At 70.8% G+C, this 13,271-nt stretch carries 12 protein-coding genes; 3 read left to right on the top strand and 9 right to left on the bottom strand.

Annotated elements, in window-relative coordinates:
• Positions 1-4: 4 nt before the first annotated feature.
• The 6 genes from ACWDR3_RS22910 to rsmI all read right to left on the bottom strand — a co-directional run bounded on the left by ACWDR3_RS22910 (position 5) and on the right by rsmI (position 5,897).
• Positions 5-904, bottom strand: coding sequence for a 4-(cytidine 5'-diphospho)-2-C-methyl-D-erythritol kinase (locus ACWDR3_RS22910; protein ID WP_450354386.1), 900 nt, complete (start codon positions 902-904; stop codon positions 5-7).
• The gene (gene rsmA, locus ACWDR3_RS22905; protein ID WP_450354385.1) at positions 901-1,830 is read right to left on the bottom strand and encodes a 16S rRNA (adenine(1518)-N(6)/adenine(1519)-N(6))-dimethyltransferase RsmA; all 930 of its coding nucleotides are present in this window, start codon (positions 1,828-1,830) and stop codon (positions 901-903) included. Before rsmA ends, ACWDR3_RS22910 begins: the two co-directional genes overlap by 4 nt.
• 125 nt (positions 1,831-1,955) lie before the next feature.
• Positions 1,956-3,278 (bottom strand): ubiquitin-like domain-containing protein, encoded by a 1,323-nt coding sequence (locus ACWDR3_RS22900; protein WP_450354384.1) that lies wholly within the window; start codon positions 3,276-3,278, stop codon positions 1,956-1,958.
• A 152-nt stretch (positions 3,279-3,430) separates the two neighbouring features.
• Positions 3,431-4,330 carry a TatD family hydrolase gene (locus ACWDR3_RS22895; protein WP_450354383.1) on the bottom strand — a complete coding sequence of 300 codons (900 nt, stop codon included), beginning with the start codon at positions 4,328-4,330 and terminating at the stop codon, positions 3,431-3,433.
• 47 nt (positions 4,331-4,377) lie between these two features.
• Positions 4,378-4,791, bottom strand: a complete 414-nt coding sequence (locus ACWDR3_RS22890; protein ID WP_450354382.1) for a hypothetical protein — start codon at positions 4,789-4,791, stop codon at positions 4,378-4,380.
• 248 nt (positions 4,792-5,039) lie between these two features.
• A complete protein-coding gene (rsmI, locus tag ACWDR3_RS22885; RefSeq protein WP_450354381.1) occupies positions 5,040-5,897 on the bottom strand; it encodes a 16S rRNA (cytidine(1402)-2'-O)-methyltransferase in 858 nt (285 codons plus the stop codon).
• An 86-nt stretch (positions 5,898-5,983) separates the two neighbouring features.
• On the opposite strand from rsmI, the gene ACWDR3_RS22880 reads away from it, so the two are divergent.
• Complete coding sequence (locus ACWDR3_RS22880) at positions 5,984-7,729, top strand: dolichyl-phosphate-mannose--protein mannosyltransferase (RefSeq protein WP_450354379.1); 1,746 nt, start codon at positions 5,984-5,986, stop codon at positions 7,727-7,729.
• A 42-nt stretch (positions 7,730-7,771) separates the two neighbouring features.
• On the opposite strand, the gene ACWDR3_RS22875 is transcribed toward ACWDR3_RS22880, so the two are convergent.
• A complete protein-coding gene (locus ACWDR3_RS22875; protein ID WP_450354378.1) occupies positions 7,772-8,632 on the bottom strand; it encodes a hypothetical protein in 861 nt (286 codons plus the stop codon).
• Positions 8,633-8,635: 3 nt separating this feature from the next.
• On the bottom strand, positions 8,636-9,052 hold the full coding sequence (locus tag ACWDR3_RS22870) for a hypothetical protein (RefSeq protein ID WP_450354377.1): 417 nt from the start codon (positions 9,050-9,052) through the stop codon (positions 8,636-8,638).
• Between the two features lie 297 nt (positions 9,053-9,349).
• Between ACWDR3_RS22870 and ACWDR3_RS22865 the strand changes: the two genes are divergently transcribed.
• Complete coding sequence (locus ACWDR3_RS22865) at positions 9,350-10,969, top strand: penicillin-binding transpeptidase domain-containing protein (RefSeq protein WP_450354376.1); 1,620 nt, start codon at positions 9,350-9,352, stop codon at positions 10,967-10,969.
• Between the two features lie 118 nt (positions 10,970-11,087).
• The gene (locus tag ACWDR3_RS22860; protein ID WP_450354375.1) at positions 11,088-12,764 is read left to right on the top strand and encodes a penicillin-binding transpeptidase domain-containing protein; all 1,677 of its coding nucleotides are present in this window, start codon (positions 11,088-11,090) and stop codon (positions 12,762-12,764) included.
• 71 nt (positions 12,765-12,835) lie between these two features.
• Here the strand turns inward: ACWDR3_RS22860 and ACWDR3_RS22855 are convergent, their stop codons facing one another.
• The gene (locus tag ACWDR3_RS22855) at positions 12,836-13,183 is read right to left on the bottom strand and encodes an SsgA family sporulation/cell division regulator (RefSeq protein ID WP_450354374.1); all 348 of its coding nucleotides are present in this window, start codon (positions 13,181-13,183) and stop codon (positions 12,836-12,838) included.
• Positions 13,184-13,271 lie beyond the last annotated feature (88 nt).

Raw genomic sequence — 13,271 nt, 5'->3', positions numbered from 1 at the left:
CTGATTAACCGCCCAGTAGCGTCGCCCCCGGCGCCGGCCCCGAAGTCACCCGTACCGTCCGGCACGTGCCCGAACTCTCCAGTGCCGCCGCCACCTTGGCCGCGGACTCGGGGTCGCGGGCGAGGAACGCCGTCGTCGGGCCCGAGCCGGAGACCAGCGCGGCGAGGGCGCCGGCGGTGCGGCCGGCGGCGAGGGTGTCGGCGAGTTCGGGGAAGAGGGAGAGCGCGGCGGGCTGCAGGTCGTTGGAGACGGCGGCGGCGAGTGCGTCCGGGTCGCCCTTGGCGAGCGCGTCGAGGAGTTCGCGGGAGGCCACGGGCTCGGGGATGTCCGTGCCCTCGCCCAGCCGGTCGAACTCCCGGAAGACGGCCGGGGTCGACAGTCCGCGTTCCGCCATCGCGAACACCCAGTGGAAGGTGCCGCCGACTTCGAGGACGGTGAGCTTCTCCCCCCGCCCGATGCCGAGCGCGGCCCCGCCCACCAGACTGAACGGCACATCGCTGCCCAACTCGGCGCAGATGTCGAGCAGTTCCTCGCGCGTGGCCCGGGTGCCCCACAGCGCGTCGCACGCCACGAGCGCGCCCGCGCCGTCGGCGCTCCCGCCCGCCATACCGCCGGCGACCGGGATGTCCTTGGCGATGTGGAGGTGCACGGCCGGGTCGATGCCGCGTCGTTCGGCGAGCGCGACGGCCGCGCGGGCCGCCAAGTTCGTACCGTCCAGGGGCACTTGGCCGGCGTCCGGTCCGGTGCAGGTGACGCGCAGTTCGTCGGCCGGCGTGACGGTGACCTCGTCGTACAGGCCGACCGCGAGGAAGACGTTGGCCAGGTCGTGGAACCCGTCGGGCCGGGCGGCGCCCACCGCGAGCTGGACGTTGACCTTGGCGGGGACGCGGACGGTGACGCTCACTTGCCGGGCTCCTTGGGTGGGGTGGGGTCGGCGGAGGTGCTGCCGACTTGATTCTCGGCGCCGTCCACCTTGTTCTCCGCGATCCGCGCGAACTCCTCCACCGTCAGCGACTCCCCGCGGGCCTGCGGGGACACCCCCGCCGCCACCAGCGCCGCCTCCGCCGCCGCGGCCGAACCCGCCCACCCGGCGAGCGCCGCCCGCAGGGTCTTGCGGCGCTGGGCGAAGGCCGCGTCGACGACCGCGAAGACCTCGCGCCTGGAGGCCGTCGTCTTGAGCGGCTCGGTCCTGCGGACGAGCGCGACCAGGCCGCTGTCCACGTTCGGTGCGGGCCAGAAGACCGTGCGGCCGATGGAGCCGGCGCGCTTGACCTCGGCGTACCAGTTCGCCTTCACGGACGGGACGCCGTACACCTTCGAACCGGGCGGCGCGGCGAGCCGGTCGGCGACCTCCGCCTGGACCATGACGAGGGTGCGCTCGATGGTCGGGAAGGTGTCGAGCATGTGCAGGAGGACGGGGACGGCGACGTTGTAGGGGAGGTTCGCCACCAGTGCCGTCGGCGGGGGGCCGGGGAGGTCGGTGATGTGCATGGCGTCCGAGTGGACCAGGGCGAAGCGGTTGGCGCGCTCTGGCATGCGGGCCGTGATGGTCGCGGGCAGCGCGGACGCGAGGACGTCGTCGATCTCCACGGCTGTGACGCGGTCGGCGACTTCGAGCAGCGCGAGGGTGAGCGAGCCTAGCCCCGGGCCGACCTCGACCACCACGTCGTCGGGGCGGACCCCGGCCGTGCGGACGATGCGGCGGACCGTGTTGGCGTCGATGACGAAGTTCTGGCCGCGCTGCTTGGTGGGCCTTACGCCGAGGACGGCCGCGAGTTCACGGACTTCGGCGGGGCCCAGGAGGGCGTCGGGGGTGGGGTTGCTGCTCACGGGACCTAGGGTACGGGGCTGTCATTTGGCTGCTGCGCCGTCGTGGCTGGTCGCGCCCACGCGGCGGAGCCGCAAATCGACACAGCCCCGCGCCTCTTTTGGGGGGCGAGCCCCCCACACCCATCTCAGCCGTGCAGCCTTGTCCCACAGTGCGGCCATGGACTCGACCCCCGCCTGACGTACAGCTTCTTCGCTCGGAATGTCTGTTCCGCCGCCGGGGCGTCCTGGGGGCGGCCGCTGCCGCCGAGGCCCTGCCAGGTGCGGGTGTCGAACTGGTAGAGGCCGCCGTACGTGCCGGACGGGTCCACCGCGTTCGGGCGGCCGCCGGACTCGCAGGTGGCGAGGCCGTTCCAGTTGAGGCCGTCGGCGCCGCCCACGGAGGTCGGCAGGGGCTTGGTGCCGACCTTCACGAGCTGCTTGCGCGGTCGGCGCACCACCTCGTCGTCGGTCCTGCGTGGCTTCTGCTTCACGCCGTTGACCGTGCGCAGGGCGTACGTCACCCGGCGCAGGCCCGGCACCCCGGCCTGTTCGACGACCTCCGTGCCCTTGAACAGCGAGGGGTCCTCCGTGCGCTGCACCTCGAACGGGATCGGCTCCTCGCGGACCTCCTTCGTCCCGGTGATCCGCAGCACGGTGACCGTCTGCCCGTCGCGCGGGAAGCTGTCCTGCGGGACGGACGTGGTGTCCTGGTCGTGCAGGGTGATCCCGGACTCGCCGATGACCTCGCCGACGGTCGCCGCGTTCGTGCGGACGGTGCGGGCGCGGCCGTCGGCCATGACCGTCACCGAGCGCTCGGTGCGCACGTGGAGTTCGAGACCGGCGCGTCCGATGGGCTGGGAGCGCGAGATGGACAGGTACGCGCCCTCCGCGCGTACTCCCAGCTGCTTGAGCGCTCCGTCGACCGTGTGCGCCGTCGTCCACACCTCGCGCCGCTGGCCGTCGAGCGTGAGCCGGACCGGGCGGCCGTAGTGCACCGCGACCTCGTCGCCGCTGGTCAGGTCCGTGCCGGGGGCGGGCGCGACCACGTCGTGCGCGCCGACGTCGACGCCCTCCTCGGCGAGCAGTTCGGTGACGTCGTCGGCGAAGGTGTGCAGGGTGCGCGGCTTGCCGTCGACGCTCAGCTCGATCGCCTTGTCCTCGGCGACGAAGGCGGTGGTGCCGCCGGCGAGGAACGCGACGACCAGTGCCTGCGGCAGCAGCCGGCGCATCGCGCTGTCCGGGCGCTCGGTGTACCGCCCCTTGCGCCGGCGTTCGGCCCGCCCCGCCTGCCGGGGCAGCGTCGGTTCGGTCGGCCGGGTCGGCTCGGGCACTTCGTAGGCCGGCCGGTAGGTGTCCTCGTACGTGTCCGGCGCCGCGTACACGCCGTAGGCCAGCGTCTCCGCGCTGTGCAGGTCAGTGCGCGGCTCAGCGCCGTACGGCTCGTACGTCTGGTACTTCGAGTTGCTCACGCCGACACGCTCCAGTGGCCGGAGGGGTCCGGAAAGGGCCCCCAGAACCTAGCGGAGCATTCGTCACTCTCCAAAGCGACGCGACTACTCAAAGTGGTGTTCGAGCGGTTCGGGGGCCGGATCGGCCGCCCTCGACAGGCCGCAGCCGGTCCTCAGTAACCGAACGCCCGTGCCGTGTTCGCCGCCAGGGCCGTCGACAGCGTGTCCTCGTCGATGTCGCGTACGGCGGCCAGCGCGCGCACCGTGACCGGGATGAGGTACGGGGCGTTGGGCCTTCCGCGGTGGGGCACCGGTGTCAGGAAGGGAGCGTCCGTCTCCACCAGGAGCAGCTCCAGGGGGGCGACGGCTGCGGCGTCGCGCAGGTTCTGGGCGTTCTTGTAGGTGACGTTGCCTGCGAAGGACATGAAGTAGCCGGCGCCGGCGCAGATCTCCGCCATCTCGGCGTCGCCGGAGTAGCAGTGGAAGACGGTCCGCTCGGGGGCGCCCTCCTCCTTGAGGATGCGCAGTACGTCCGCGTGGGCGTCGCGGTCGTGGATGACGAGCGCCTTGCCGTGCTGTTTGGCGATCTCGATGTGGGCGCGGAACGAACGCTCCTGCGCCTCCTTGCCCCCGGGCCCGGTGCGGTAGTAGTCGAGGCCGGTCTCGCCGACGCCCTTGACCTGCGGGAGCCCGGCCAGGCGGTCGATCTCGGCGAGCGCCTCGTCGAGCGCTTCCTCGCCCCCCGGTACACGGGCGCCCTGCCTCGACCAGCCGTCGGGGTCGCCGTGGACGATGCGCGGGGCCTCGTTGGGGTGGAGGGCGACGGTCGCGTGGACGTTCTCGTGCGCGGCGGCCGTCTTGGCGGCCCAGCGCGAGCCCTTGATGTCGCAGCCGACCTGCACGACCGTCGTCACCCCAACCGACGCGGCCTTCGCGAGGCCCTCCTCGACCGTGCCGGACTGCATGTCCAGGTGGGTGTGGGAGTCGGCGACGGGCACCCGGAGGGGTTCCGGGAGCGGTGGGGCGGCGTTCTTGCCGGAGGTGCCGGACGAGCTGGAAGAAGGGGAAGGCATGCCCCGATCCTACGAAAGGGGCATGCCTTCACGCGCTCCGTTTTCGCTCAGCTCGCCTTGCGCTGGAACGGGTGCAGCAGGTCCGACAGATGCCAGTGGTGCCGCTCGCCGTCGGCCTGCGCGGGCACCTCGGGGAGCTCGGTCCCGGGCGCCGTCACGGCCGTCGGTGCCGGCTGGTGACGGTAGGCCGCCTTGTGCACCGAGGAGACCTGCCCGGGCCGCATGATCCGTACGACATGGCCGTCGCACTGCACGCACGAGGGCCTGCTCAGCGGGGAGGGCACGACCCGGCCGCCGGCCACGTACGTGACGTACTGGTGGCCCTCGGTGTCCTTGTGGTGCTCTATCTCGTACGACTGCTCCCAGCCGTGCCCACAGCGCATGCAGGCGAAGGAATACGACTCGTGGACCACCGCGGTCGCCGCACCGCGGCCGCCGTTCTGTCCGGAGATCTCGCTCATGCCAGCTCCTCTTGTCCGCTGGGCACAGGGACGGTTCGTCCCCACAACCCAGTGGACGCCTCCACCGGCGGGAAAGCATCAGGCCTGTCGAGTGTTGGAGCCGATTTGGACTTTCCTTGCCATACCGGCCTCGCGGACCGGTGCGGACTTTGCCATCGCCCCTGCCTGCTTTGCCTGCCCGTGGGGCGCGCGCTCAGAAGATATGCGCCCTGCTCAGAGCGGGTATGAGCCAGGTCACGCAGGCCTCGTCAGGAGCTCGCGGAAGCCGCGTTCTTCGCAGCCACAACCGCGTCGAAAACCTCCCGTTTGGGCAGCCCGGCCTCCGCCGCCACCGCCACGATGGCTTCCTTGCGCCGCTCCCCCGCCTCCTCGCGCACCCGCACCCGCCGCACCAGCTCGGCCGCGTCGAGCTCCTCGGGCCCCTTCTCCGGCGCGCCCTCGACGACGACGGTGATCTCACCGCGCACGCCCTCGGCGGCCCACGCGGCGAGCTCTTCCAACGGGCCCCGCTTGACCTCCTCGTACGTCTTGGTCAGCTCCCGGCAGACGGCCGCCCGCCGCTCGGCGCCGAAGACCTCGGCCATCGCGGCGAGGGTGTCGTCGAGCCGGTGCGGGGCCTCGAAGTAGACGAGGGTGCGCCGCTCGTCGGCGACCTCCCGCAGCCGGGACAGCCGCTCGCCCGCCTTCCGCGGCAGGAACCCCTCGAAGCAGAACCGGTCCACGGGCAGTCCGGACAGCGCGAGCGCGGTCAGCACGGCGGACGGTCCTGGTACGGCGGTGACGCGGACGTCCCGCTCGACGGCGGCGGCGACCAGCCGGTACCCGGGGTCGGACACCGACGGCATCCCGGCGTCCGTGACGAGCAACACCCGTGCGCCGCCCACGAGTTCCTCGACCAGCTCGGGCGTACGGGCCGACTCGTTGCCCTCGAAGTACGACACGATCCGCCCCTTGGGCGTGACGCCCAGCGCCTGGGTCAGCCGCCGCAGCCGCCGGGTGTCCTCGGCGGCGACGACGTCGGCACCGGCCAGTTCGGCGGCGAGCCGGGGCGGGGCGTCCGCGGTGTCGCCGATGGGGGTGCCTGCGAGAACGAGGATTCCAGTCACGCCGTCCATCCTCCCAGCCGCGTTCCGATGCGGACGCATCCGGCCATGCACGGGACTCACACAGCGCTGTTCCCTACGATGGCGCGGTGACCAGTACCGCGTCCTCCACGGACACCCGGCAGGGCCGGCCCCCGCAAGACCAGCAGCCCTCGTGGCAGCAGCGGCTGCGCCGTTTCGGCTACCAGCCGGGGGCGGCCCAAGACACCGACGTACGCGAGCGGCTCGTACCGCCGTACGTCCAGCCCAGCCCGCGTCTGTGGCAGGTGCTCGGCGTACCGCCGGCGCTCGCGGAGCGCATCGCCCGCTGGTCCGGCTGGGGCGGCCCGCTGCTGGTCACGCTGATGGCGGGCGTGCTGCGGTTCTGGAACCTGGGCAGCCCGAAGGCGGTGATATTCGACGAGACGTACTACGCCAAGGACGCCTGGGCGCTCGTCCACCGCGGCTTCGAGGTCAACTGGGACAAGAACGCCAACGACCTGATCCTGTCGACGAACGGTCACGTCAGCGTCCCCGCGGACGCGGCGTACGTGGTGCACCCGCCGGTCGGCAAGTACGTCATCGGCCTGGGCGAGCTGATCTTCGGCTTCGACCCGTTCGGCTGGCGCTTCATGACCGCGCTGCTCGGCACGCTCTCGATCCTCATCCTCTGCCGCATCGGCCGCCGCCTGTTCCGCTCGACGTTCCTCGGCTGCGTCGCGGGCGCGCTGATGGCGGTGGACGGCCTGGCGTTCGTGATGAGCCGTACGTCGCTGCTGGACGGCGTGCTGATGTTCTTCATCCTGTCCGCGTTCGGCTGCCTGCTGATCGACAGGGACAGGGCGAGGGAGAAACTGGCCGCGGCGCTGCCTGTCGACGCCGACGGCAGGGCCCGCCCGGACGCGCACATCGCGGAAACCACCCGCTTCGGCTGGCGCCCCTGGCGCTGGATGGCCGGCCTCACCCTGGGCCTGGCCCTCGGCACCAAGTGGAACGCCCTCTACGTCCTGGCCGCGTTCTGCGTGATGGCCCTCCTCTGGGACGCCGGCTCCCGCAAGGTCGCGGGCGCCCGCCACCCGTACACGGCGGTCCTGCGCAGGGACACGGGCCTCACTTTCGTGGCAACGGTCCCGGTAGCGATCGCGGTCTACCTGACGTCCTGGATCGGCTGGATCCTCTCCCCCACGAACGGCTCCGGCGGCTACTTCCGCAACTGGGCCGCCACCGACGGCAAGGGCGGCAACTGGACCTTCCTGCCCGACTGGCTGCGCAGCCTGTGGCACTACGAACACGAGGTCTACGAGTTCCACGTAGGCCTCTCGTCCCCCCACACGTACATGTCCAACCCGTGGAGCTGGCTGGTCGACGGCCGCCCGGTCTCGTACTTCTACGAGTCCCCCTCCCCCGGCAAGGACGGCTGCCCGGCGGACGCGGGCGAGAAGTGCGCGCGCGAGGTCCTGGCGCTGGGCACCCCCCTCCTCTGGTGGGCGGCCTGCTTCGCCCTGGCCTACGTCCTGTGGCGCTGGTTCTTCCGCCGCGACTGGCGAGCGGGCGCCATCGCCTGCGGCGTCGCGGCGGGCTACCTCCCCTGGTTCATGTACCAGGAGCGCACGATCTTCTTCTTCTACGCCATCGTCTTCGTCCCGTTCCTCTGCCTGGCGGTAGCGATGCTCCTCGGCGCGATCATCGGCCCACCGGGATCGAGCGATACCCGGCGGGTGGCGGGGGCGACGGGGGCGGGGGTGTTGGTGCTGCTGATCGCGTGGAACTTCATCTACTTCTGGCCGCTCTACACCGGAACCGCCATCCCGATCGACAACTGGCGGTCTCGGATGTGGCTGGATACGTGGGTGTAGGTGGGCGGGGGCGGCCGCACACCGCGGTGCTCCCCGCGCCCGTCACAGGACGGTGAAGCTGTCCTTGGCCTTGCCGTAGATCTTCAGGGCCTGCGTCTCGATGTCCGGCTGGTACCAGGTGTTGATCTGGTAGGACTTGCCGTCCGCGTCGAAGCCCAGCAGCAGGGCGTGCCAGGAGACGTTCTTGAGCGTGAAGGTGTACTCCCAGACGACCGCCGGGTTGCCTTGGAACTCCGTCTCCTCCAGACGGATCTTGCGGTAGCCCTCGCCCTGGTGGGACTCCTGTTCCGAGGTCTGCCAGGTCTCCAGCAGATCACCGTCGGCGAGAGCCGACTTGGCCGCGAGTTCCTGCTTCCCGTCGGGGGATGTGTAGCTCACCTCCGCCCCCGTCGGCACAACCCGTCGCCAGCCCTCGGGCGTCACCCAGGCGAACCCGCCCTCCTCCACCACCTGCGCGCCGGGTGACTCGGTGGCGGGGCGGGGGGTGCCCTCGATCGTGGACGGCGGCACCATCGGTGCGGCAGGACTTCCCGCGCCTGACTGCGCGGGGTCGGACGTCAGGAGTGAGGCGCTGAACGTGACAGCGAGGACGAGGCCGGCGACAGTCGCGAACGCGAGGAGGGGCCACCAGTTCCGCCGAACCGCGGCAGGCACCCCGATCTCGGAGGGCGAGTCGAACGTGACGTGAAAGGTGGTCGTCGGTGCGTTCCGCACCACCCGTCGCTGAGCCAAGTGCTCGGTCCCGTTGGTCCGTTGCCCGGCCACCTCGACGTCGAGCAGCGACGCGACGTACCTGCGCCAGAGGGGCAGGTCCCGCCGCCGCCCCTGTTCGATCAGGTGGTCCAGCGCCTCGGGACGAGAGTCCGTCAGCGATGCCCAGTACCGCTCGGCGAGCCGGCTCATGGCTCACACACCCCCCGTGCCGCCTGGCAGGCCCACGGTGTCCTCACTGCCCGCAGGAGCAGGCACGGCTGTCTGCGGAGCACCGCCTGCGATGACCGCCTGAAGGCTCCGTGCGCTGCCGAACTGCCGTAGCAGCGCAGGCGCCGACGCGCCCACCGCGACCGTGGCGAGCGCCCCGGTCAGCTGCGGGGCGAACAGCCAGCCGGCTCCCGCGCCGAGGGCCACCCGGGTGAGGGCGGCCAGTGTGTCGGAGGCAGGATCGACGTACTTCTTGAGCCGCGGCAGTTGTTCACGCCGCCTGTTCCGCGCGAGGGCCCGATGCCGGGCCGCCTGCCATGTCGCGATCCGGCCGTAGAAGACCACGATCTCCACGACGAGACCGCCCAGCGCGCCGTACGCAATGGACGTAGACCACTCCATGGCCGTCCCCCTCGGCAATGGCGATGCACGCGGCTCGATTCGTTCCGCGTGTTTCAGCATCCCAGAAGGGGGCGCTGTCCGGGAGGACAACGACATGAGCCGTCAAACCTACGTATGACGGTGCCGCGGCCGTCGGCCAGCTGCGTCCCCACCCCCTCCTCCTCTTCGACAACAAACGAAAACTTGGGCCACAGCCACCCCCCATCTCGCATACAGTGCGAGCATGGACAGCCCTTTCTGAACGTGTTCAGAAGAACCTGAGGACGGAGGGAGGGGCTCACGGGGAGGGGAACGTTCATGGGTCGGGGGGTCAAGACCGCTGTCATAGGCGGGGTGTTCGCCGTGATGGTGGGTGGGGCCGGGTACGGGGCCTACAACATCGTCGGTGCGGTGAGCGGGGACGAGGGGTCCGGGGCGGCGGCCGTGAAGACCGGGCCGCCCAGTGCCGGGGAGGTCAAGGACGCGTCGGGCAAGTTCTTCGCGGCCTGGGAGAAGGGCGACGGGGCGCAGGCGGCCACGTACACGAACAACGATGTCGGCGCCGAGCCGCTGTTGACCGCCTACGGCACCGACGCCCACATCACGCACGTGAAGATCACGCCGGGTGCCGCGACCGGCGCCACCGTGCCGTTCTCCGTGAAGGCCACGGTGTCGTACGAGGGGAAGTCCAAGCCGCTCGCGTACAAGAGCGAACTGACCGTCGTGAGAGGGAAGACCACCGGGCGTGCGCTCGTCGACTGGCAGCCGTCCGTCCTGCATCCGCAGTTGAAGAAGGGCGACACGCTGGTCACCGGCGAGGCCGCCAACCCGCCCATCGAGGCCGTGGACCGGGACGGGACCGTCCTGACCGCCGAGAAGTATCCGTCCCTCGGGCCGATCCTCGACGAGCTGCGCGCCAAGTACGGTGACAGCGCCGGTGGTACGCCCGGGGTCGAGCTGTCGATCCGGCACGACGTCGAAGGGTCCGCCGACACCTCGCTGCTCACCCTCTCGAAGGGCAAGCCGGGCGAGCTGCGGACCACGCTGCGGGCGAGCGCGCAGGCGGCGGCCGAGACCGCGGTGAAGAAGTACGCGGAGTCGTCCGTGGTGGCCGTCAAGCCGAGCACCGGCGAGGTCCTCGCGGTCGCCAACCACCGCGCGGACGGCTTCAACGCCGCGTTCCTCGGCCAGTTGGCGCCCGGCTCCACGATGAAGATCCTCACCGCGGCCACGCTCATCGACAACGGCATCACCAGCATGAACGGCCCGGCGCCCTGCCCGGACGACGCGACTTGGCAGAGCCAGACCTTCCACAACCTCAAGGACATGACCCCGAACCTGAACGCGACGCTCTCCGAGAGCTTCGCCCGCTCCTGCAACACGGCGTTCGTGAAGTACGCGGACGAGGTGAAGGTGGACTCGCTCACCAGGGAGGCCGAGGACCGCTTCGGGCTCGGGCGCGACAACTGGAAGAGCGGCATCCCGTCCTTCGACGGCTCGGTCCCCGCCTCCGGCGGCCCGGACACCGCGGCGAACATGATCGGCCAGGGCCAGGTCCAGATGAGCCCGCTGAACATGGCGTCGGTGACGGCGACCGCGATGACGGGCGCCTTCCGGCAGCCGGTCATCGTCTCCCCGAAGCTCGACGACCGCCAACTGGCCACCGCCAAGGGCCTGTCCGCGAATACGGTCCAGCAGTTGCGCTCGATGATGAACCGCACCGCGGTCAGCGGCACCGCGGCCGGCGTGATGGCGGGCCTGGGCCCGGACTTCGGCGCGAAGACCGGTTCCGCGGAGGTCGACGGCCAGTCCAAGTCGAACAGTTGGTTCACCGGCTACCGCGGCGACGTGGCGGCCGCGGCGATGACCCAGGACGGCGGCCACGGCGTGGACGCGGCCGGCCCGATTGTCGCAGCTGTGCTACGGAGTGGTGGCTGAAGTCACCCGTACAGGACGGGACTCTAGGGTGGCTACCGTCGTTGAGTTGGGTGTGGGAGGGCTGGGTCCGCCGGGACCCTGAGGGGACCCTGGGGAATCAGCGGAGGATTCGGGAACTGTGGGTAAAAGAGGGCGCGTCGCCGAGCGACGGAAGACCAAGCCCGCCGTGATCGGCGGGATGATCGCCGTGGTCGTCGGCGGCGCCGGTTTCGGCGTCTACGCGCTGTACGGGAGCGGGGCGGCGGCCGACGACCGGACCACCAACACGTCCTCGTCCGCCGACCACAAGGACGTCAAGACCGGCCCGCTGTCGGCGACCGAGGTCACCACCGCGGCCACCCGGTTCCTCACGTCCTGGCAGCAGGGCAAGGTGCCGCAGGCCGCCGCCGTCACGAACGACACGACGGCCGCCACCACCCTGCTCACCGGCTACACCAAGGACGCCCACATCGAGGGCGTCACCCTCACCCCGGGCGTCCGCACCGGCGACAAGGTCCCCTTCTCCGTGAAGGGCACGGTCTCGTACAAGGGCACCAGCAAGCCGCTGGCGTACGAGAGTTCGCTGACCGTCGTGCGGAACAAGGCGGACGGCAAGCCGCTGGTCGACTGGTCCTCCGCCGTCGTCCACCCCGACCTCAAGGACGGCGACACCCTGGTCACCGGCGAGTCCGGGACCCCGCCGATCAAGGCCTACGACCGTGACGGCGGCGAGCTGACCACCGCCAAGTACCCGTCCCTCGGGCCGGTGTTGGACGGGCTGCGGGAGAAGTTCGGCAAGATCGCCGGCGGCAAGGCGGGCGTCGAACTGGACGTGGTGCGCGGCAAGGCGTCCGAGAAGGCCAAGCTGTCCGACAAGACGCTGCTGACGCTCGCCAAGGGCACGCCCGGTTCGGTGAAGACGACGCTCAGTCCGACCCTCCAGGCCGCCGCCGAGCAGCAAGTGGCCAAGCAGGCCCGGGCATCGGCCGTCGTGATGCGCCCCTCGACCGGCGAGATCCTGGCCGTCGCCAACACCTCGCACGGCTTCAACGTCGCCTTCCAGGGCTCCCTCGCCCCCGGCTCCACGATGAAGATCGTGACCTCGACGATGCTGTTCGAGAAGAACCTCGTCACGCCGAGTTCCTCGCACCCCTGCCCCAAGACGTACAAGCTCGCCGGCTGGACCTTCCACAACGACGCCGACTCCGAGATCAAGCAGGGCACGTTCAAGATGAGCTTCGGGGCGTCCTGCAACAACGCCTTCATCAACTTCGCGCCGAAGCTGTCCAACAGCGACCTGACGAAGGAGGCCCAGCAGGTCTACGGACTCGGCATGAACAACTGGGCCATCGGTGTCCCGACCTTCGACGGCGCGGTCCCGGTGCAGAGCGGCGCGCAGATGGGCGCCTCGCTGATCGGCCAGGGCGGGGTGCGGATGAACCCGCTGAACATGGCGTCGGTGGCCTCGACGGTCGCGACCGGTTCCTTCCACCAGCCGTACCTGGTCTCCCCGAGCGTGGACAACCGCACGCTGGCGAAGGCCTCGCGGACGATGTCGTCGACGACGCAGGCCGAGCTGAAGGACGTCATGCAGTACACGGCCGCGTACGGCACGGCGGCCAAGGCGATGGCGGGCCTGGGCCCCAACTACGGTGCCAAGACGGGCTCCGCGGAGGTCGACGGCCAGGAGAAGCCGAACGGCTGGTTCACCGCGTACCGCGGCGATCTCGCCGCGGCCGGCGTGGTCCAGGCGGGCGGCCACGGCGGCGACACGGCGGGACCGATCGTCGCGGCACTCCTGCGGATGGGCGGCTGAGCCCCATCGGAATCAGGGTGGCCGAGCACCACCCGAACCGGGGCCGCTGAGCCCCAAGTCGCGGGCGCCGGTCAGCTCTTGACCGGCGCCGTCGCCATGTACGTACGCCGCAGGAACCTCAGCAGGGCCTTCGACTCGAACTGCACCACCGAGACGCCCTTGGCCGAGTGGAACTCGACCACCGCCTGCACCCGCCCGCACGGCCAGACGCGGACCTCTCCGCTGCCGGCCGGCGCACGCAGCCCCTGTTCGAGCAGGGCGCGCGAGAAGGTCCACTCGTTGGGTCCGGGCAGTCCGAAGCGCACCGATCGCGGGTCGGCCTCGGGGTCGTAGCGCAGGACGACGGGCACAGTCCCGCCGTCGGGGATCTCGGCGTCCGTGACGATATGGGCTCGCGCGTACTGTTCGACTACAGACATCGGGCGGCCCCTAACGCTGCGTAACCTATGTGAAAGCTGTGCGTCCGCTTCTCCTCCAATGTCGCACATTTTCCTGTTCTCGCTCCTT

Source organism: Streptomyces sp. NPDC001002, from assembly GCF_053599215.1.
The sequence above is the reverse complement of the archived record's forward strand: the minus strand, read 5'-3'. Positions and strand labels throughout refer to the sequence as shown.